Raw genomic sequence first — 18,954 nt, forward strand, 5'->3', positions numbered from 1 at the left:
GCAAAACGGCAGCATTAAGCGGGACGTTATAGCCTCGTCCTGTAATTGCACGGTTCGCGGGGGCGGGTTTATCCCGCCCGCCTCGCCCTCCGCCGGTCCCTGGGTCGGCGATCCTGAACGCGGATCGATGCCCGTCCGGCCTCACGGCTCTGCAAGCAGCGGGGCTGTTCCCGCTAGAGGTAATCCCGCCGGAGCGCGACGAGCATCTCGTCGGTGAGCCGTTCCGCCTGGCGGAGCTCGGCGAACTTGGCGAGGAGATCGTTCACCGTCATTCGGCGCTTTTCGTCGAGGGTGAGATCGTCGATGATTCCGCCCCTGTGCATCATGATGGTGCGGCATCCCAGGTCCAGCGCCTGCTGCATGCTGTGGGTGACCATGAACGTGGTGAGGTTCCCTTTTTCGACGAATCTGCGGGTCAGCTTGATCACCTGAGCGGCCGACTTGGGGTCCAGCGCCGCGGTGTGCTCGTCGAGCAGCAGAACCTTCGGCCGGTTCAAAACAGCCATCAGAAGCGTGAGCGCCTGGCGCTGCCCCCCCGAGAGAGCCCCGATGACGTTGTCCAGCCGGTCCTCGAGCTGCATTTCGAGCTGTTCCACTTCTTTTCCATATTCCTGCCTGCGCGCTGCATCGAGCCGGATGGCGGGATAGACCTTCCGCCCCCTGAGGTACGCCATGTGGAGGTTCTCCGCGATGGTCATTCCCGGGGCGGTTCCCATGAACGGGTTTTGAAAGACGCGCGCGATGTGTTTCGCCCTCTGGAAATCGGTCCTGTTCGTCACGTCTTCGCCGGCGATTCGGATCCTGCCCGTGTCCGGCAGGAAGGTTCCCGCAATGGCGTTGAGGAGCGTGGATTTGCCCGATCCGTTCGTGCCGATGATGGTGACGAAGTCGCCTTCCTTTATTGTGAGGTTTATGCCCCGAAGCGCATAGACCTCATTGGGAGTGCCGGTGTTGAATCGCTTGTGAAGATCCGTTATCTCGATCATCTGGATTCCCCGCGATCGTGTCTCGCGACGGAGGAGCTCTCCGGCGGTACACCATCCTTGCGTGTCCGCCGATCGCACCTCATCGCACCTGGGCCTCAGTTCTTTTCCGGAATCGTCACCGTGGCGACGGCCGTGACCTCGGGCGGAATGACGATTCCAAGCTCTTTTGCAGCCTTGAGGTTGATCCCCATCGTGAGCTTGGTGTAGCGCTCGAAGGGAATATCCCGCGGATTCCCGCCTTTCAGGACCCGATCGACGAGACGAGCCGCCTGGATCCCGCTGCTCGTGTAGTCGTATCCCAGGACGCTCAGCGCCCCGTCGCCCAGCCGCTCGACATCGCACATGAATATGGGGATCTTCTTCGGTCCCGCCGCCTTCACCACCGAATCGAACGCGGAGTACACGATGTTGTCCGGCACGAGCACGAAGGCGTCTATGTTCTTTTGAGCAAGGGACAGAGCGGCCTGGTGGATTTCCGAAGAATTGCTGACGGTGGCGCCGACGAGCGTCACTTCGCCATTGAAGGGCGTCAGCGAGTTGCGGAGCATCTCGACGTTAAAAACGGAGTTGGCGAAAGCGGGATTCCAGACGCACCCGATGGTGATCTTCCCCGGCTTGATCCGCCGCACGATGTCCATGAGCCTGTCCATTGGTGCCCATCCGTACACGCCGGTCACATTGGGAAGGTGCTCGGTATCGGATTTTCCGGCATCGATGATGAAAGGGTTTGCAACGGTGGCGAACACCACCGGCCGGTCCTTGATCTTGTGGATTGCAGCCTGCGCGCAAGGAGTCGAGATGGGGACGATGACCTCGCACCCATCCTGGACGAACTTGTCGAGAATGGCGTTCACCGTGGGAAGGTCGCCGTTTGCGTTCTGGAGATCGATCCGGCAGTTCTTCCCGGATTTGTAGCCAAGCCTGTCCATTTCGGCAACGAAGCTGTCTCGGGTGATGTTCAGAAGGCCGTTGTCCTCCACCTGGACGAGCCCGATGGCGCGTTGCCCGGCGACGGTCCCCCGGGACTGCCCTGAATTCCTGTAGCCGTATGCCGCCACCCCCACGACGATCGCCAGCGCGCAGCCGAACGCGACCGCATTGCGCCGCTTCGCGAAAAGAACGCCGAAAAGACCCGATCGAAACCGGGCCGCACCGCCTTTCGCGTCGGCCATTCTGGACGCCGCGAGGGTGACGAGGACGAAGACCGCCGTGAGAAGCTTCAGATCGATGGGGTCCATTCCGACGTAGAGCGCAAAGGAGATCATCAGCCTGAACGCCACCGAGCCCAGGATTACCCTGAAAACATGGGCGTAGATCGAGCGCATCTTGAGGATGGATTCGCCGATGATGACCGCGGCGAGCCCCGTCACGACCGTCCCAACCCCCATGCCGATGTCGGCGAATCCCTGGTACTGGGCCACGAGGGCCCCCGACAGCGCCACCATGCCGTTGGCCAGAGCCACACCGAAGACTTTCATCCTCCCGACGTTGAAGCCGGCCGCGGCGGCCATCACGGCGTTGTCCCCCGTGGCCCGCATGGCGATCCCGAGATCGGTCCTGAAAAAGAGCGACATGAACAGCCAGAACATCAGCATGACGATTAGAAGAGCGACGGAGATGAAGACCTCGGGATTCAGACCGGGATTGATTGCATTCAGGAGCGAAACGAAGGTGGTCTGCTGCAGAAGAGGGATGTTGGAACGCCCCATGATATGGAGGTTGACGGAGTACAGCCCCGTCATGACCAGGATTCCCGCAAGCAGGCCGTTGATTTCGAGGCGTGTGTGGATGAGCGCCGTGATGCTTCCCGCAAGAGCGCCGGCGGCGAACGCCGCAAGCATCGACAGGAAGGGATCGGCGCCCGAAGCGAGGAGCACGGCGGCTACGGCGGCGCCGGTCGTGAGACTGCCGTCCACCGTAATATCGGGAAAGTTGTGGATGCGGAAGGTTATGAAAACCCCCATGGCCATGAACGCGTACAGCAACCCGAGGTTGAGGGCTCCTATCCAGAGTTCCATCCGTCATCCCTTCAGTTCGATGATGCCCAGCATTCCCCGACTGAAGCAACTCCGTCCCAGGAGGTGCTGCACTTTGAAGACTTCGAGCTCCGTCGCGGCGCGCTTCAGTTCGGCTTCAAAGCTCTCGGGATTCTTGCTGAGGGGCTCCCTGGAAAAAACCGCCGCGTGGATGTGGAAATTGCTTCCGGAGGGCAGGATCCGATGGACCTCGGACCGTTCGAGCTCCCTGTCCCTTATCACGATGCCGGCTCCCATGACGATGCAATCGGCATCCGCCGGTTCCACAGGAAAGTTCATCCACGCGGCGAAATTCGAGGCATCGAAGATTTCGCCGCCGTCGCCGGGGGTGTTCTCCGTCGTGGGGATCCGCTTCATGTGCATCCCCCACAGGCCTTTGCTTTCGGCGAGCAGGACCAGGCCGAGTGCATTGGCTTGGACCCGATCGCAGGCGAGCCCTATCAGCCGGTTCAGATCGATGAAGCCCTCCGCGCTCTCGAACGCCGCAATGCCCCGGTATTCCCCGGTGAACCCGAAACCGTGAAGAAACCTGTATTCGAGACCCGCCCCCTGCTCCGTGGCGAGCATGAAATCGACGGCGGCGTGTCTCACTGCCGGGTAGCAATAGAAATGGCCGTCGACAAGGACCGATTCCCCGAAAACCAGGCTGTACTCTTCATAGCGCTCCCCCATCGCGGCGAACCCCGCGCCGAACCGGAGCTCACCGGCCCTGACGCTGACCACGTCCCTTTCCGTATAGGCGGCAAGGGCCAGAGGCTCCAGGGAACCCAGCACTTTCAACGATCCCGGAGCACCGCCCCGATCCAGCCATCGAATTGAGACTCCGTCCGCTTCAAGGGTCTCGATCCAGGTCGATGCCGTTCCCTTGGCGGCGTGAGTGCAAATTGCCGCTTCATCGGCAAAGAATCGAAAATAGTCGAGCATCCCGCTCGCCCGCAGTATGCCCAGCACGACGTCGGGCACCCTCAAGAGCAAAACCTCGCCATGCACTTTCCCGAGGCTCTTCTGCGCAAGGAGCAGCACGCGTAACCCCGCGCTGCTTATGAAGCTCACGGCACCCAGGTCGACGACCAGCACCCTCTCCCCGCCACGGATCAGTTCTTCGAGCCGCCGTTCCAAGTCCGGCGAGCTCATCCCGTCCATGCGCCCCTTCAAAGCAACCCGTTTGAATCCGGAATCTTCACTTACCGTCACGTCCAGCATGGTCCGTTCCCGCCGGCCGCGCGCCCCCGCCCCACGCGCGGCGCATCGCTTGAATGCGTCCCGGCTTCACGGGCGGGGATTCGGAAACGATGAGCCGGTGGAAAAACAAGCTCCCGGGCCGAGTTCGCACGTGAAGCATCCGAATGAGAAAAGCAATTCCTCCCTGGAGATTTTCTTGTCCGTCTTTGAGACACCCCCCGCCGCGAGCCCCATGATAACTCAGTCCGACCGGGTTTGAATGAAAAATTGAGCCGAGCCTCCAATGACTGCAAAAACTCTCTTTATATTCAATAGGTTATCTTATGCCGGTCAGCACGTGCCTTCCCCGGGGAATCGCCGCCGCCCCGTGAGAGCGCCTTCGACCGAACCCGGCAAATGCGAATGCAGCAACTTTCGGCCTCGGCAGAGCGAGGGCAGGCCGGATCCTCCGGCGGACTCGCCCCGGCAATGCCTCCCGGGCTTGCCGAGACCGCGCCGGGACATGCGGGAACCCGAATTTCCACCCACATCGCGGGCGCCTGTGGTAAATTCCGTGTATGTGATCCAAAAGCCCATGGAATATGTTTCACCAGGAGAATGCGATGAGCGAGCCGGTTCGCCTCACACCGGGGAAAGATGCCCCCGAGTTTTGCCTGACTTCCTCCGATGGAGCCCAGGTATGCCTCTCGGACCTGAGGGGCAAATGGGTCGTTCTCTACTTTTACCCCAAGGACGGCACATCCGGGTGAACGACCGAGGCCCTGGAGTTTTCGGGGCTCAAGGAAGACTTCACGCGGCTGGGCGCCGTGGTTTTGGGCGTGAGCAAGGATTCCATGCAATCCCACCGGAAATTCATCGAGCAGCGGGATATCCGGATAACCCTGCTCTCCGACGAGGAGAAGGAGGTGCTCGAAGCCTATGGGGCCTGGCAGATAAAAAAGATGTATGGCAAGGAATCATGGGGTGTGGTGAGAAGCACCGTCCTGATCGACCCCGAAGGGAAAATCGCCGGAGCTTGGCCCAAGGTGTCCAGAGCGGCCGGGCACGCCTTCGATGTACTCGAAGCGTTGAGGAATAAGGTGGAATAGCGCTATTCCGAGGTGGTTCGAATGTTGACGGGCGAAGAATCGACCCGGATCGTCGAAGGAACCTCATGGTTGATCGCCCTGTGTAGAAAACGGGAATTTCGGCACTGTGACGGTTCAGCCCTCCCCGCCGGATGATTCCGTCGATCGTTGCCCAGTCTCCGAGGCCAAGCGGCAGGAAGGGCAACCCGATCCGGCGGGATGACATCGGGGTGTCTATCGTTTTCGAGCGGGCACTCGGTAAATGAAGCCGAAACGTGACCCGACGGAGGGCGTCAGCGGTCAGAGGTCCTTCCGGACAGCAGAGGATGGGCCGATTGTTGTGCTGCACATGAACCCACTTTGCCCGCCGTCGGGCTCCCGGGCTCGGACATCGGGTATCGAAACCGCCGTCCCGGCCCTGCATGGATACCCACAAGAGCGCATGAAGGTCACTACCGTCATCGCGGTTCGGGCGGAATACGGATGAGTTCCCCCGGAATCGGCTTGCGTCGGATGGATGGCCGTGCATTCCCGCACAGAGGAGGCAATGATGCGGATGGTAATGAAGGTTAATCCGGCTGTCGTATTGACTGCCCTGATTATCGCGATCGTTCTTGCCGGTGGGGCGATGGCGGACAAGCACCGTCACTTCGGCAAACACCAATTCAACAGGGGCGATCACGGGAATGAAGCCACCGGAGAGGCAGCGGCATGGATTCTGGGAATAGCCAATTTTCCGGTCCTGCTCAGTCAGCTTCTCAAAACCGCGGACAAAGTGGTGCCGTTGAAGCCCGCGTCCAGGGACCGCCTGACAAGGTTCAACCGCCTTCAGAAACATCACCTGATGAAGCTCCACTATTGGCTGAATCCGGTCGCCATCGTGATCGCCGTTTCACACTGGACGCTGTCTCACTGCAGGTCGACCGGTCTACCGGAGTGGGGGCTTGGCATCATGATCGCTGTGGGTGCTCTCGGGCTGGTCATGAAACTCAAGCTCGCTCCCGTTTCGATGAGAAAGCCGGTCTACAGACTGCACACCAACCCGATATCGATACCGGCGGTTCTCCTGATTCTCCTGATCGGACACTCGATTGTTGACTGAGAAAAGTCAATCTGTTCGACATTGACTCGTCATTTCGTCCCTCAAACCCGCGGGGGCAAATTTCAACTGGATGGAAACCGGCCGGCAAACGCAATGAAGACGTTGATCGCAAGCCTGTTGATAGGAGTCCTGGTTTTTGAGCTCGCCGAGCACGTGATTCTTCCGCTGATGTGGCTGCTCCTCAAACGGAGGAAAGTTTCCATGTGTGATGTGCAAAGCATGGTCGGGCAAACCGCCGAAGTGAAGCAGTGGAAAGGCAAGAAGGGGAAGGTGGAACTCGGCGGTGAACTATGGAACGCGACGAGTCACGCTCCCATCGTTCCCGGCTCACGAGTCGTCATCGAAGACGTGGATGGGCTGCTGTTGAAGGTCAAATCCGAGGACACCGGCTGAAGAGTGTTCGGAGAAGAGACCTTTTCTCCGGAACTGCTCGCGTAGCGATCAGAAAGGAGTGCCCGGGTATTTCGCCAACCCGAACGCGGCGAGATCCGAAAACGCGCCACCCGGATTCGGACATGGACAACCGCGTAGCGAAACGGAGCCGGGCAACCGGAATCCGCATCACTCGAGCGGCTCGGCTTTGCCTTCAGAGGCCCCAATCCACGCCGAGCACCTTCTCCACCGCGTCACCCTTGATCCGGTAGACAGCGGCCCCGCCGCCTTCATAGTAGGCATAGCCGACGACGATCTCCATCACCCCGTCGCCGTTGCAGTCCAGCACGTTCACGATCCGCCAGGTCGTCGAGGGACCTTCGTCCGTTTCGGTCGAGGTCCGGAAGAAGCCGTCCAGCAGGGTGTCGCTCGCCCTGCCCCGGGCGGTTTTCCTCAGAAACACCATGGAAAAATCCCCGGGCTTCGGACTGTCGAGCGCACTCCTGCCGGAGAAGTGTTCGGCGCTCACCAGCACCTCGTTTTCACCGTCACCGTCAAGGTCGATCTCGGCGACCCGGGTGATCTTCACCTTGGGGGCATGGATGGCCCTGGTTTTCAGAATGTCTCGAGCCGCATTGACATAGGGTTCGAAATTGCGCTCCACAATGCGCGGCCGCCGAGGCATCGCATCCCACGAGCCCCCGACGGCCAAAACGTCCTTGCCTGATTTGTCGACCGGTTTCATGCGCACAAGGAATTCGGGGTCCGCCTCCCCCCACGGTCCGGCCTTGCCGCCCGTCGCCTTCCGGAGGAAGGTGAACGGGGCGTAGACGCGATACTCCTCGCCGCCCATCAGCTTCGGCGCAACCGCTTCGGGCGTGAGCCACTTGTCGCCGTGGGAACCGCCCAGCAGCACCCAATAATCCTTGGCGTAGTATTTCAGGAGGGGCGCAACCTCCGCGGCCGGCGTCTCGCGGGCCGCAGTGACCGACACGACCACCAGGCCCAGAACCATCAGGAAGATTTTGCATGCACGATTCATCGTTTCGGATTCCCATCTCTCTTGCGCCCCGGAACGCGAACCGGAGCTGTGGTGAAGGGTGCTCCCCCGCGGTGCCGTCCGGACAGGCAGGCTCCGTGTCATTTGGTGGGCAGAACGTCCCGCAAGGTGAAATCGACCCAGATGATACCACAGTTTCCCTGACGCGTCTGCGCCGCCAGGTCTTCGCCCAGGGTCTGCGGGATCGGCTTGGGGAGGCGGCTCCACCAAGCCTTGTCCTCGTCATAGCCGATCTGGAACATGACGGTATTCGGGTAAAAAGTTTCACTAAACTCTCTAAACTCATCCAAGAATTCCCGCTCGTTTGCAAACCGCGCGCTGTCATTGATGAAAATGATCTTCCCGCGATACGTCGGAGGCAGGTCGGACTTGGCGAAATGCTTGAGAAACAGCCGATATTTCCTACTCAGCGACTTGACCTTTTGTTCCCACGCCTTGGCCCTCGCATCCGTCACTTTAGCATTGGCGCACCCGTCACACCGGCTCCGATACCATTCCACATCCACACCGAAACCGGCGATGCAGGGATGATGTCCGTAACGTTTGTGGGTGACCGCGATCAAATCCGCAACCTTCGCATAGCCGGGCTCGAATTGAAGAAACACCTTTATGCCGTGAGTGTCGAAGTACTTCAGATACCTTTCGTGCTTGTCGGTCGGGGAGAAGCGAATCCGGGGATCGTATGTTCCGCCGGGATTGGGGAATCCCATCTCCATCCCGCTGTTCTCGCCCTTGAAATAGATCTCGCCGACCAGCCATATGGCAACTCCCCTGGAACCGGGAAAGTAGCCGGTCATGGCATCGATGGCTCTTTTCCAACCTGCCGGTCCGGGAAAAGGCGATATACCGTAAGGAGACGAGCGAACCCCCGCCCAACTCACCCTGCAACCGGCGGCAAGGGGAGTTGGAGCGGCGAGGAAAACAAGGCTCACAATCGCGATCAGCACCAGGCTGCAAGATTTCCAGCGCATGTCGTTCTCCTCATGGCTCGGCGCGACGATTCCTCCCGGAACTTCCCCCAATTTTTCGCAGCATAGCGAAGTTTATCGGCGAACGCAAAGCCGAACCACGCTTTGCCGAATCGGTCGTTCGTTCATGGGACGGCCGAAGCCCTTCCCGTTTGCGCCACAGGCGCAACCTCATTTCTCGTGAGAAAGGCAGCCGCAACGCCCAAGACCTTCTGCCCCCATCCCCGGCCGGCGCTGCTGCCCGGAGGCCGTCGCCCGTTGTATAATATACCCGCATGAGCATCATTCACGTATGGGCGGGAATGACGTCGGCGGGTTTCCTGTTGCCTTGTCAACCCTCGATTCATGACGGACCGCCTGAATGCGGGAAAAGAGCATCCCCAGGTTTTTCCATGCGGCGATAACGGCGCGAATGCATCATGAGACCGCAAATTACTTGATCGGTTATGGATTTTGTGGTTGACTGCGCCGATAATATTCGTATCGTCGGCTGCATCCCCAGACGGGACGCAGGGCTTTTTCTTGGCTGCGCCGGGCCGAGTCTTGTTGTGCGAGGGTTTGCGCTGTTTCGTGAACCTGGGCGGCCCGGGCCCTTTTCGGAGGGTGTCCGCGGCGTTAGGTGAGCTTCGGCGGGATGGTTCGACATTTCTTTGAACGCTGACAGTTGATTAACAGATCATCAATGGAGGACTGCAACATGAGGCACAAACCATTTCTGAAATATCTCCAGCTGCTGACTCTCCTCTTGTTGTTCCTGCAATGCTATTCAACCCATGGCGCCGAGGACGAGCAGTTCACCGTCGGGACCCGGGTTCCCTCGTTCACCCTGCCGGCCCCCGAAAACGCTCAGGCTCAGAAGTATCTCGAGTTGGCTTCGGCCCAGCCGTTCACCATTTCCAAGATTGGCGCGAAGATCGTCGTGATCGAGTTCTTCAGTGCCATGTGCCCGCACTGCCAAACGAACGCCCCCATAGTCAACAGGCTCTACAAAGCGATTCAGGATGACGCCCGGCTCTCGAAAGATGTTAAATTAATAGGGATAGCCGTCGGTAACAACAAGAAGCAGGCTGACGCATTCAGAAAGACGTACAAGGTTCCGTTCCCGGTGTTTCTCGACGAGGAGTACGGCATCACCGGCCCCCTGGGAGGCGTCGACACACCCACCATGCTCGTCCTGGCCACAGCCGACAGCAAGGTGCTCGCCTGCCATGTTGGAGTCATTACGGATTTCGATGCGGTTCTGAAGGAACTCAGGGAACTCAGCAAGAAGCAATAGACTGCCATGACCGAGTACGAAATCGAGAATATAAACAGCCTCTCCAAGAGCCCGCTTTTTCGCGATATCCCCAAAGACAGGCTGGCGGAGATCGCACGCTCCGCTCAAAACCGGATCGTGCCGCAGCATGGCTTTGTGATCAGGCAGGGCGATGCCGCGGACGTCTTTTACGTCATCGCCTCGGGCCGCGTCCGGGTGACCAAGAAGAACGAACGGGGAATGGAGCGAGAGCTCGGCTTCCTCGGCCCGGGGGACAACTTCGGCGAGATAGCGCTGCTCACGGGCGAGCCCAGGGCGGCGGATGTGGTCGCCCTGGAAGAGACGCGCTGCATGGTCTTTTCAAAAGAGCAGTTTGACGCCCTGTTGACGGAGTTCCCCTATATTTACACGAAATTCGTCAAGGAAATGCGGCAGTGGCTGCTCAAGGACGATGAGGTGATTTTCGAGGAAGCCGAGGAGGCCTACCAGGCCTCGCGACTTTCCTGGTACCAGTTCGTTTTGATCATTGCAGTGACCGTCGTCCTCGCGCTGTCGTTCAATCGCTCGAATCCCAACGGAATCCCTTTGTTTCCCTCGATGCCCGACCGGAACGCCTTTCCCGCCGTCACCGTTTCCACGGCCATGGAGGAGTTGGAGCGGGGAGACGCCCTCATCGTGGACGCGATGCCCTCCAACTTTTATCAGAAACGCCACATCAAGAACGCGATCAATATGCCTCTCGCTCTTTTTGACATCGTCTACACCATGACGTTCGACGAGGAAGACAAGGCCAGGAAGATCGTCGTTTACGGGACGACGATAAGCAAGCCGTACGACCTGGAAGTCGCGGAGAAGCTGGCCGCTCGAGGCCACACGAACGTGGGCATTCTGAACGGGGGCCTGGCGGAATGGGAAGCGAAGGGCTACCCCGTTGAAGGAAAGGCGAAAGAATGATCCGCTCATTTCTGAAACGACTGATCTCGAGCGAATACGTGGCTCTCGTGCTGAGAATCTATGTCGGATACTTCTTCATATACGCCAGCCTGAGCAAGATCCCCTATCCCGCGCAGTTCGCCGAGGCGACCGCGAACTACCGCCTGATACCCTACCTGTTTCTCAACCTGGGGGCCGTCATTCTGCCGTGGCTCGAGTTCGTTTGCGGGCTGTTTCTCATCATCGGCTTCATGTCGAGAGCTTCCGCAGTCCTGATCGGCCTCATGCTGATCGCATTCAACGTCATGGTGCTGATCAACATGTACTGGGGCGCTCCCATCTCGTGCGGCTGCTACGATACGGTGGGCGAGCCCATCGGTTGGAGGAAAATATTGGAGAACGCCGCCATGCTGCTCTTCACCGTGCAGATCTATTTCTTTGACGGGCTGTCCGTCTTTCGACGGCGCAAGTCGATTGTTTACGACAAGAGCGGAGCAGCCGCTCCCGCCTCGTCGCGATAGGCTGTCTTATGTCGAAAAAATCAAAATCCCTGGTTATCGTACGGCTGGTTTTTCTGTGCCTGTTTTTCCCCCTGCTGCTCGCGTGCGGTTCCAACGATTCCTATGTGGGCATCTACAAGGCCAGTGCCAACGACTCCCCCAGACAAGACGAAACGACCCTCGAGCTGAAACAGAACGGAGACGGTGTCTGGAGGGTGGGCGATGATGAGATACCTTTTTCCTGGGAAGTGAAACACGATGAGCTCCGGGTGAACACGAAAGGCGGGGGAGTAATCGTCGGCAGGATCGAAAAAGAGATGCTCAGCCTCACGCTTCCGGGTTCCAAGCTGGTATCGTTCAAAAAGATCCACTGACCCCGGCGCATTCGCTCATTTCTGCCCCGCAGGGCCTTCACCGTCGCCCCATTCGCATGCTGCGGGGCATTCCGCTGGTTTTCCTCCCGATCGGCCGTCCAGCGTCATCGTTTTCCGATCAAGACCGCCAAGGTACTTCCCTGGCTGCGCCCCAGGAACTCTGTTCGCAGAGGAGGTCCGGCAGCCTTGCGGACCCTGAAAGCCCCTCCCAGGAACAAAATCGAAGAATAGTCAGAACTCCTGCCCGCACTTTGCCGATTCACTATGTGTTGCGAAATCGAAGCGTCTCGATTGTATTCGGATTGGGGAACGGTGGGCAGCTATGGTAGAAATGGCCGGGGCGTTTTCCCGGAAACACATGATTCCAACCACTTCGCGGGGACAAGGGCGGAGGATCGCTCGATCGGCAAGCGTCCCCGCCTGCAGTTGCCGACACCCTGTCGAACGATTCCATTCCCGGGACGGCCGAGGGTACGGACCTCCGCGCCGGGGCGGCATTTCCATGCCGCCGCCCGGCTTATTCCTGACGGAGGGCGGCGGATGAGCGATGAAAAGAAGAGCCGGCGGGAGTTGGTGGAGGAACTCGCCCTGCTGCGTCGGCGCGTCATCGAGTTGGAAAACCTGCAGGAAAACCACAGACGAGTGGAAGAGGCATTGCGGGAAAGCGAGGAACGTTTCCGATTCATGGCGGAAACGACGGGAGACGTGCTCTACCAGCTCCGATACGACTCCATGAAATACGACTACATGAGTCCCTCCATTGTAAAACTCACCGGCCATTCGCCCGAGGAAATCGATGCCGTCGGGTTCAGGAAGCTCATCGTCAGCATCGAGGATCATGGAGAGAAAAACCTCTCCATGGAGGCAATCGCCAAGAACCGGCAGGACGGCAAGACCGGCGAGTACCACGCGGACTACCGGGTGCAAACGAAGAGCGGCGAAGAAAAGTGGCTGGGGGACCATTCCTTCCCGTTGCGGGACAGCTCCGGACAGGTGATCGGGTCGGTTGGAATTCTCACCGACATCACGCGGCGAAAGAAAATGGAGGCGAAGCTTCGAGAACTGAACAGGAAACTGGAGCGTCTTGCCACCCTCGACGGCCTGACCCGGGTGGCCAACCGGCGCAGCCTGGACCGGTTCCTTGACCTGGAATGGCGGCGCACGCGGCGCGAGCGGGCACCCATGGCGCTCATCCTCAGCGACATCGATCATTTCAAACTCTACAACGACACGTACGGCCACCTCGCCGGGGATGACTGCCTGCGGGCGGTGGCCACCGCCATCAAGGAATGTGCGAAACGTCCCATGGACCTCGTCGCACGCTACGGAGGCGAGGAATTCGCCGTTGTCTTGCCTAACACCAATGCGGACGGAGCCGTCCACATCGCCGAGACCATCTGCCGGGAGGTCGAGAACCTGCGCGTTCGTCACCCGGAATCCTCCACGGGTGAATTCTTGACCCTGAGCTGTGGGGTCGCCGCCATGGTCCCGCGCGAGGAAAGTACTCCCGAGGCGCTCGTCGCCGCAGCGGACGAAGCGCTTTACGAAGCCAAGAAGCAGGGGCGCAACCGAGTCGTTTTGAAGGATCGAGGGCGGTAGACGGATCAGACCATTCCAGGCTCTTGTGAAGGTCGGAAAAGACCGGCTTCGTTGGCGCCGCACAATCCCGCCCGCGTCAACTCCCGATGGGCAGGTGTTGTGTCGTCTTGAACGCACCTCGATATGAGATCGAGCGGCAGGGTATGGCGCCGCAACGTCATTTCACGTTCCACGTTGCAGTACTGTTCGAAATGCGACATCACCGATTCACGCAGGCTGCGATGGACGGGCTCGCGCAGGACGCGCAACGGGCGGCGGTCGTCCAATGGAGCGTGAATTCCGAACCGATTTCCGGCGCGTCATCCGCCTCCAATCCCTGGGGGCCGTCTACACCACCTCGCCCGATGGGAAGAGCGGCGTGCCCATGCAGCCACGCAAACCGCGAAAGGGACACTACGCGACGCCGGATCGGCACCTTTTACACGACTCAGTTTGCCATGCGCAGTTTGATGATATTGTCCGGTTTTTCACCTGCCTTGATCGGGAACTCGACCCCCCTCGTGGATCGGACGATCCTCCTCAGAGGAATGCAGACTTCGCTGGCACACTTGGGGCAGACTTCATCGGCGTGAACTTCCTCGCAGGAAACACACAACTGAAGATTGAACACCGAGGTGTGAAACGATTGGTCGGGAATTCGTATTTTCCTGGTGCGCTTGAGCCATTCCAGCTCGAAATCGGCCTTTTTCTCTGCCGTGAAAATGTGCCACCAGACCCCGATGAAACCTATCACCAGGACAAAGATAACCGGGACAAACCATTCCATCTTTGCTCCTCCTGTTTTTGTGGCGTCAAAGCCCGCCAAGCCTTTCCAAGAGCAGCACATTGACATTGGCGAAAGAGCTGGGGAACATTCAGGAAGGTATAGCGGCGGACTGCCTCGTCGACCTATTTATAAAATTAATTCTTCATTCCCTACTTTGCCATCGGGTCGAGACAGTATTTTTGTCGCACGGAAACAATATTCCACAATTTGACGAACGTACCGAAAAGTTCCCTCATTTGAGCAGGCTCCGGGCGGGGAAAGACCACGCCTTCCTTTATCCTCGGGACGGACGGGCTCCGGGAATCCCACTTCCGTTTGCCGTCCGCCGACGGAACTTCAAGGGTGGCCGGCGGATGCCCGGGCGAGTTGAGGGCTTCGCGGTGGCCGGTAAGGTGATCCTGACGGCGAAAGCCAGGCACAACCGCTTCGCGTCGCGAGCCTCGCATCGCGCGCGCAAGCGCTCTCCCTCCGGAACCATCAGATACGACTGGGATTTCCCGTTCTTCCTTTTTTCTGCTGTGGTTTCTGTGCTATAAGGCGCCGGTCTCCCGTCCGAAGGGCAACCCGATGGGCGACGTCACGGCGTGTGGCGAATTGTTCGGCCACATTCCAAATCGGTAAGGTGTAGAATGGAAGGAGTCCTTTGCATATGCCCGGCAAGCGAGTTCTGATATTTCTTGCCCTCCTCGTGTCGGCAGCGGCCTTTTTCCTTTGGTCGGCTCCACCGGCACGGGCACAGAGTCAGGAGCAGGCCCGCACGGACGAATCACTGCGCCAGCTCCAGGAACAATGGCGCCAAATAATGAAAAACGAGTACAATCCCGCCGCCGTCACTCCCAACCGCTCGGCAAAGCCCATGTTCGACCGGGAACGCGAGAGAAGGGGCCATCCCGGCTCGAGACCCGCCCGGCAAAAATCTCGAAGGCGCTAGCCGAAGCCGGATGCATAAGCAGAATTGCCCCTTTCGTCGAGCCGGCGGGACGGCCCTTGCGGGCTCTGGTTTTTCCGGGCCGTCCGGGGGATAGCCTTGTTCCGTTGCCGTTCCACAACCCGAATCGGCTCTCTGAGCGCACCGCTCGGCTTGCCTCCGGGAACCCGGCGGAGAGGAAGCCAGGAGAGTCGGACTTCCGCCTCCGGGTTTTGGCGAAGCGTCCGAATGCGAGCCTTCCCCCGCAGAGTCGGGATCGGTTGGGCCGTCGCGCTGTATTTCGGGAAAGGTCCTTTGAGAGAAGGCCTTTGCCGACCGACTCCTAGCGGACCAGGTAGACCCCCGCCACCACCACGCCGATGGCCACGACGATTCGCCGCAGCACGGCCGGTCGGATTTTTCCCGCAAGGCGGCCTCCCACTGCTCCCCCGATCAGCGCGCCCACCGCCATCACCGCCGCGGCAGACCACATCACCTGATCGGAGAAGAGAAAGAAGGCCGCCGCGGCGATGTTGACAACGAGGGCTATGACCTGCTTGATCGCGTTCAACCTGGTCAGGGATTCATCGATGACGAGCCCGAGCACGGCCAGTACGATCACGCTCAGCCCTGCGCCGAAATAGCCTCCATAGACGGCGGCTATGCCGACCGGCAACACCGTCCACATTTCATGCGGCGGCGCCGATCCTTTGTGCTCCGCACGACGCGTGAGCCAGGCGCGCACCGAGTCCTGCGCGGCGAGCAAGCCCGCGGCAAGCAGTATCAGGAAAGGCACAAGGCTCCGAAAGACCCGTTCGCCCGTGTTCAACAGCAAAATGCCGCCCGCGATCCCTCCGATCATGCCGGCGGGAACGAGCAGCCACATCCTTCGTTCGTTTCCGCGCAAATCGTTCAGCTGCGCCAGGCTCCCTCCCAGGTACCCGGGGCACAGGGCCACCGTATTGGTCACGTTGGCCGCCACCGCCGGCACGCCAACCGCTGTCAGCATGGGAAACGTGATCAGGGTTCCGCCTCCGGCCAGGGCGTTCACAGCACCTCCCGCAACAGCCGCCAGTCCCACAAGAAGCAGTTCCAACTCGCCCATCTTCCTCGCCGTCCTTTCTTCTCATCCGCTCACGGCCCGCTGCGCGCCGGGCCTCCCGTGTTTCAGCGCCCGGTCTTCCCCCCGTCTCCGCTCCGGTCTTCCCCGACGCCGCTCATAATGATCCGTTCCACCGATTCCAAGTGCTCCCGCATGGCCGTACATGCCAGGCCGGGGTCTCCAACCTCAAGGGCGTCGATGATCCTCAGGTGCCCAACCACCGAAACACGCCTTCGGGCCGCAGTCCTGAGGGATTCCGACCGGCTCTCGGCAAGTATCCCGTTCACCGTTTCCATCACCTCCCTCACGACCCTGTTCTTCGACGCCTCGGCCAACAGCAGGTGGAACGCCGCATCCAGCTCGGAATCCTCCATCCCCGCCAGATGCCTCCTCTCCTGATCACAGACGATGACTTTGAGACGGTCCAATTCTTCCGGAGTAACGTTCCTGGCCGCCAGAGCCGCAATCTGGGGTTCCACGAGCAACCGGAATTCCAGGATCTCCCGGATCAAGTCCTTACGGGCCTGGATCGCCATCGCAAACGAGTCGATCACAGCGGATTCTTCCGCGGCACGCACATACGTGCCGTCGCCCCGGCGGCTTTCGAGAATCTTTCTTTCTGAAAGCGCCTGGATCGCCTGCCTGACGCAGTTGCGCGACACCTTGAAACGCTCGGCCAGAGTCCGCTCCGGAGGGATTTTCCCGCCCACCCGCAGCTCACCGAGGCGGATCATTTCTTTGATCCGCTCGACGACTTCGTTGTAGAGATACCTTTTCCCGGGGGAAGCGACTTCGTCCGCCATGTACCCTTCCTCCCCGCCCATGGGGCCATTCCATCAACTCATTTCAGGCTAAAGATTAATTGGTAGGACCAATAACATATCGTTATGGAGATTTCAATATAATTGGTTTAGCATCTACATGCCCGGCGTGAAAAAGCTCAGTCACCACCCGCGGTGAAAGTGGGCATTCGGCGAACCTTGCCCGAGGGTTCCGGGTTCACCTGCGAAACGGTGATGTCCAAGGCGAAAAAGTGAAGGCTCGAATTCGTTTCCACTGGGACGGCGACGAAAAACCGGTTATAAGACCGGCAATCCAGAACAAGCGGGACGGAACGGGTCCGGCATCGAAGATGCGGGGGCTCCCTTCGTTCCCCGCGAAACACGAGAAGGTCCGGTGCATCATGTTCACCCTGCGAGACGGGCTCATGCTCGTCCTTACCCTGTCCTCAATTCTTGCCGGCGTTCTCTTTCCCACCTTTGGAGCCCCCTTCCAGCCCTACCCCATGTACTGTATGATGGTGCTGCTTTTCTTCAGTTTTCTTCCCATCCGATTCAGCAACATGCTGTACGCCCTCAGGGCTTCCTGGGCCGGAACGCTCCACTGCCTGCTCTTCAAGCTCGTCCTGTTGCCCGTGCTGGTATTCGTCGCTTTTCACAGCCTGCTTCCGGAGTACGCTCTTGCAGCTTTGCTGCTGTCCGGAGTCTCCAGCGGGGTCGCCTCACCCTTTTTCGCCGTCCTGGTGCAGGCCAACATGGCGATCGTGCTCGGCATGGTGGTCATGAGTTCGATTCTGGTCCCGTTCACGCTTCCCACGCTGGTACACGTGCTCATGGGCAGGGAGATGTCGATACCGTTTGCGGCCATGTCTTACCTCCTGGGCATGGTGATCTTCGTCCCCCTCTTCATTGCGGAAGTCCTGAAGCGTTTCACGCCGGCCGTGTCGACGCGGCTCATGGAAATCCGTTATCCTGCCTCGCTGTTGTGCTTTGTCATCACGAATCTCGGTATTTTTTCAAAGTACGCATCGTTCCTGCGTGAGCAGCCGTCAACCGTTGCGGTCGCTTTCGGTGTGGCAACGGTTCTGGCCGGTTTTTATTTTGTGGCGGGAACCCTCGTAGCGCATAACCGGCCTCCGGCCGACCGCCTGGCGGCGGTCGTCAGCTTCGGCCTCATCAATAACGTGCTTGTCCTCGTGTTCAGCTCGGAATTTTTCGGTCCTCTCGAGCCCACGGTCGCCGCCATGTACAACGTTCCTTTCTTCAGCCTGATCATCCCGTTGCGTTTCTACCAGAAATGGGCCATGCGCCGAAGTTCCTGAATCCCGCAGCTTCCGAGCCGCCCCTTTCCTCCCCTGCGTGTCCCGATGAAAATGGAGATCGACCTCCGAGGAGCTTCCGACAACACGGCACTCCTCAAATCACCACCCGCATGAGCCGGTGAGCGGCATCGCGCCGCACGAATCCGAAACGCAGATTCGGTCCCTCCAGATCCGATTGTCGCGACCTGCCGCCCCGCTGATTCGAAAACACGGCAGGGCGCCAGGAAGACATGATGTTTTCGGGATTCCTCCATCTGGATGACCGAGGCGTCTTATGAAGGAACGGACATTCCACTCCGGAACGGCAATGCCGGAAGGCCTGGCCGGTTCAGAGGACAAAGGCGGTTCGATGGGAATTCGGCAAGAGTTGCCCGAAAGGGAGCATGAAGTACCTTAAAATATTTTAAAGATTGGTGGGCATTGCACATTACTGGTCCGGACACCAAGAACTTTTCGATACTGGAAGCCATCTAGCGAGAATTGTCGCCTTCATCTGGGACAAAAGCCTCAAGATAGATGATGCACAGAATTTGCAGGATTGTTTCCAATGCAATATCGTTCCGACCGCCTATTTCCTCCCTTGCGGTGATCAACGCAGCTTCGCCGGTTTTTCTCTCAGCAAAGTTCATCAAGCAAACAAATCC

The 18,954-nt window shown here is 59.3% G+C and carries 20 protein-coding genes; 10 read left to right on the forward strand and 10 right to left on the reverse strand.

The genetic code is table 11. The annotated features are described in order from the left end of the window. Nucleotides 1-173: 173 nt before the first annotated feature. From SFUM_RS07800 to SFUM_RS21600, 3 genes are all read right to left on the reverse strand, one after another. Nucleotides 174-986 carry an ABC transporter ATP-binding protein gene (locus SFUM_RS07800; RefSeq protein WP_041440155.1) on the reverse strand — a complete coding sequence of 271 codons (813 nt, stop codon included), beginning with the start codon at nt 984-986 and terminating at the stop codon, nt 174-176. 95 nt (nt 987-1,081) lie between these two features. Next, nucleotides 1,082-3,004, reverse strand: a complete 1,923-nt coding sequence (locus tag SFUM_RS22440) for an ABC transporter substrate binding protein (RefSeq protein WP_011698365.1) — start codon at nt 3,002-3,004, stop codon at nt 1,082-1,084. Between the two features lie 3 nt (nt 3,005-3,007). After that, the gene (locus tag SFUM_RS21600; RefSeq protein WP_011698366.1) at nt 3,008-4,225 is read right to left on the reverse strand and encodes an STAS domain-containing protein; all 1,218 of its coding nucleotides are present in this window, start codon (nt 4,223-4,225) and stop codon (nt 3,008-3,010) included. Nucleotides 4,226-4,806: 581 nt separating this feature from the next. On the opposite strand from SFUM_RS21600, the gene SFUM_RS07820 reads away from it, so the two are divergent. The 3 genes from SFUM_RS07820 (at nt 4,807) to SFUM_RS21605 (ending at nt 6,766) form a co-directional block, all read left to right on the forward strand. Next, entirely contained in the window at nt 4,807-5,292 is a 486-nt protein-coding gene (locus tag SFUM_RS07820; RefSeq protein WP_083763987.1) for a peroxiredoxin, read from the forward strand. Nucleotides 5,293-5,827: 535 nt separating this feature from the next. Further along, entirely contained in the window at nt 5,828-6,373 is a 546-nt protein-coding gene (locus SFUM_RS07825) for a hypothetical protein (RefSeq protein WP_150109462.1), read from the forward strand. A gap of 93 nt (nt 6,374-6,466) precedes the next feature. Continuing rightward, complete coding sequence (locus SFUM_RS21605) at nt 6,467-6,766, forward strand: NfeD family protein (protein WP_011698368.1); 300 nt, start codon at nt 6,467-6,469, stop codon at nt 6,764-6,766. A gap of 193 nt (nt 6,767-6,959) precedes the next feature. Here the strand turns inward: SFUM_RS21605 and SFUM_RS07835 are convergent, their stop codons facing one another. Both SFUM_RS07835 and SFUM_RS21610 read right to left on the reverse strand, forming a co-directional pair. Beyond that, entirely contained in the window at nt 6,960-7,787 is an 828-nt protein-coding gene (locus tag SFUM_RS07835) for a hypothetical protein (protein ID WP_011698369.1), read from the reverse strand. A gap of 98 nt (nt 7,788-7,885) precedes the next feature. Beyond that, nucleotides 7,886-8,776: a hypothetical protein gene (locus SFUM_RS21610; RefSeq protein WP_011698370.1), complete on the reverse strand. Its 891-nt coding sequence runs from the start codon at nt 8,774-8,776 to the stop codon at nt 7,886-7,888. A gap of 694 nt (nt 8,777-9,470) precedes the next feature. Here SFUM_RS21610 and SFUM_RS07845 point away from each other — a divergent pair. From SFUM_RS07845 to SFUM_RS07865, 5 genes are all read left to right on the forward strand, one after another. Continuing rightward, nucleotides 9,471-10,049: a TlpA family protein disulfide reductase gene (locus SFUM_RS07845; RefSeq protein WP_011698371.1), complete on the forward strand. Its 579-nt coding sequence runs from the start codon at nt 9,471-9,473 to the stop codon at nt 10,047-10,049. A gap of 6 nt (nt 10,050-10,055) precedes the next feature. Beyond that, entirely contained in the window at nt 10,056-10,982 is a 927-nt protein-coding gene (locus tag SFUM_RS21615; RefSeq protein ID WP_011698372.1) for a cyclic nucleotide-binding domain-containing protein, read from the forward strand. Continuing rightward, the gene (locus SFUM_RS07855) at nt 10,979-11,482 is read left to right on the forward strand and encodes a MauE/DoxX family redox-associated membrane protein (RefSeq protein WP_011698373.1); all 504 of its coding nucleotides are present in this window, start codon (nt 10,979-10,981) and stop codon (nt 11,480-11,482) included. The genes SFUM_RS21615 and SFUM_RS07855 overlap by 4 nt, the downstream gene beginning before the upstream one ends. Before the next feature lie 8 nt (nt 11,483-11,490). Next, nucleotides 11,491-11,835 (forward strand): hypothetical protein, encoded by a 345-nt coding sequence (locus SFUM_RS07860; protein WP_011698374.1) that lies wholly within the window; start codon nt 11,491-11,493, stop codon nt 11,833-11,835. A 540-nt stretch (nt 11,836-12,375) separates the two neighbouring features. Next, complete coding sequence (locus tag SFUM_RS07865; RefSeq protein ID WP_011698375.1) at nt 12,376-13,434, forward strand: diguanylate cyclase domain-containing protein; 1,059 nt, start codon at nt 12,376-12,378, stop codon at nt 13,432-13,434. Nucleotides 13,435-13,439: 5 nt separating this feature from the next. On the opposite strand, the gene SFUM_RS22925 is transcribed toward SFUM_RS07865, so the two are convergent. Continuing rightward, nucleotides 13,440-13,700, reverse strand: a complete 261-nt coding sequence (locus tag SFUM_RS22925) for a hypothetical protein (RefSeq protein ID WP_011698376.1) — start codon at nt 13,698-13,700, stop codon at nt 13,440-13,442. A gap of 161 nt (nt 13,701-13,861) precedes the next feature. Beyond that, a complete protein-coding gene (locus SFUM_RS07870; RefSeq protein ID WP_011698377.1) occupies nt 13,862-14,200 on the reverse strand; it encodes a hypothetical protein in 339 nt (112 codons plus the stop codon). A gap of 649 nt (nt 14,201-14,849) precedes the next feature. Between SFUM_RS07870 and SFUM_RS07880 the strand changes: the two genes are divergently transcribed. Then, on the forward strand, nt 14,850-15,131 hold the full coding sequence (locus SFUM_RS07880) for a hypothetical protein (RefSeq protein WP_041440158.1): 282 nt from the start codon (nt 14,850-14,852) through the stop codon (nt 15,129-15,131). Between the two features lie 319 nt (nt 15,132-15,450). On the opposite strand, the gene SFUM_RS07885 is transcribed toward SFUM_RS07880, so the two are convergent. Then, complete coding sequence (locus SFUM_RS07885) at nt 15,451-16,212, reverse strand: sulfite exporter TauE/SafE family protein (protein ID WP_011698380.1); 762 nt, start codon at nt 16,210-16,212, stop codon at nt 15,451-15,453. A 62-nt stretch (nt 16,213-16,274) separates the two neighbouring features. Then, a complete protein-coding gene (locus tag SFUM_RS07890) occupies nt 16,275-17,012 on the reverse strand; it encodes a FadR/GntR family transcriptional regulator (protein WP_011698381.1) in 738 nt (245 codons plus the stop codon). Nucleotides 17,013-17,392: 380 nt separating this feature from the next. Here SFUM_RS07890 and SFUM_RS07895 point away from each other — a divergent pair, with 380 nt between their 5' ends. After that, entirely contained in the window at nt 17,393-18,310 is a 918-nt protein-coding gene (locus SFUM_RS07895; RefSeq protein WP_150109463.1) for a bile acid:sodium symporter family protein, read from the forward strand. 470 nt (nt 18,311-18,780) lie between these two features. Here SFUM_RS07895 and SFUM_RS23115 read toward each other — a convergent pair whose 3' ends face one another. Beyond that, nucleotides 18,781-18,942, reverse strand: a complete 162-nt coding sequence (locus tag SFUM_RS23115) for a hypothetical protein (RefSeq protein WP_153307207.1) — start codon at nt 18,940-18,942, stop codon at nt 18,781-18,783. Nucleotides 18,943-18,954: the final 12 nt, after the last annotated feature.

It is taken from the genome of Syntrophobacter fumaroxidans MPOB, from assembly GCF_000014965.1.
Lineage (GTDB): Bacteria > Desulfobacterota > Syntrophobacteria > Syntrophobacterales > Syntrophobacteraceae > Syntrophobacter > Syntrophobacter fumaroxidans.

What these genes read in the sequence shown, in the direction of transcription:
- SFUM_RS07800 (WP_041440155.1), bottom strand. Translation starts at nt 986, where the DNA reads ATGATCGAGATAACGGATCTTCACAAGCGATTCAACACCGGCACTCCC.
- SFUM_RS22440 (WP_011698365.1), bottom strand. Translation starts at nt 3,004, where the DNA reads ATGGAACTCTGGATAGGAGCCCTCAACCTCGGGTTGCTGTACGCGTTC.
- SFUM_RS21600 (WP_011698366.1), bottom strand. Translation starts at nt 4,225, where the DNA reads ATGCTGGACGTGACGGTAAGTGAAGATTCCGGATTCAAACGGGTTGCT.
- SFUM_RS07825 (WP_150109462.1), top strand. Translation starts at nt 5,828, where the DNA reads ATGGTAATGAAGGTTAATCCGGCTGTCGTATTGACTGCCCTGATTATC.
- SFUM_RS21605 (WP_011698368.1), top strand. Translation starts at nt 6,467, where the DNA reads ATGAAGACGTTGATCGCAAGCCTGTTGATAGGAGTCCTGGTTTTTGAG.
- SFUM_RS07835 (WP_011698369.1), bottom strand. Translation starts at nt 7,787, where the DNA reads ATGAATCGTGCATGCAAAATCTTCCTGATGGTTCTGGGCCTGGTGGTC.
- SFUM_RS21610 (WP_011698370.1), bottom strand. Translation starts at nt 8,776, where the DNA reads ATGCGCTGGAAATCTTGCAGCCTGGTGCTGATCGCGATTGTGAGCCTT.
- SFUM_RS07845 (WP_011698371.1), top strand. Translation starts at nt 9,471, where the DNA reads ATGAGGCACAAACCATTTCTGAAATATCTCCAGCTGCTGACTCTCCTC.
- SFUM_RS21615 (WP_011698372.1), top strand. Translation starts at nt 10,056, where the DNA reads ATGACCGAGTACGAAATCGAGAATATAAACAGCCTCTCCAAGAGCCCG.
- SFUM_RS07855 (WP_011698373.1), top strand. Translation starts at nt 10,979, where the DNA reads ATGATCCGCTCATTTCTGAAACGACTGATCTCGAGCGAATACGTGGCT.
- SFUM_RS07860 (WP_011698374.1), top strand. Translation starts at nt 11,491, where the DNA reads ATGTCGAAAAAATCAAAATCCCTGGTTATCGTACGGCTGGTTTTTCTG.
- SFUM_RS07865 (WP_011698375.1), top strand. Translation starts at nt 12,376, where the DNA reads ATGAGCGATGAAAAGAAGAGCCGGCGGGAGTTGGTGGAGGAACTCGCC.
- SFUM_RS07870 (WP_011698377.1), bottom strand. Translation starts at nt 14,200, where the DNA reads ATGGAATGGTTTGTCCCGGTTATCTTTGTCCTGGTGATAGGTTTCATC.
- SFUM_RS07880 (WP_041440158.1), top strand. Translation starts at nt 14,850, where the DNA reads ATGCCCGGCAAGCGAGTTCTGATATTTCTTGCCCTCCTCGTGTCGGCA.
- SFUM_RS07885 (WP_011698380.1), bottom strand. Translation starts at nt 16,212, where the DNA reads ATGGGCGAGTTGGAACTGCTTCTTGTGGGACTGGCGGCTGTTGCGGGA.
- SFUM_RS07890 (WP_011698381.1), bottom strand. Translation starts at nt 17,012, where the DNA reads ATGGCGGACGAAGTCGCTTCCCCCGGGAAAAGGTATCTCTACAACGAA.
- SFUM_RS07895 (WP_150109463.1), top strand. Translation starts at nt 17,393, where the DNA reads ATGTTCACCCTGCGAGACGGGCTCATGCTCGTCCTTACCCTGTCCTCA.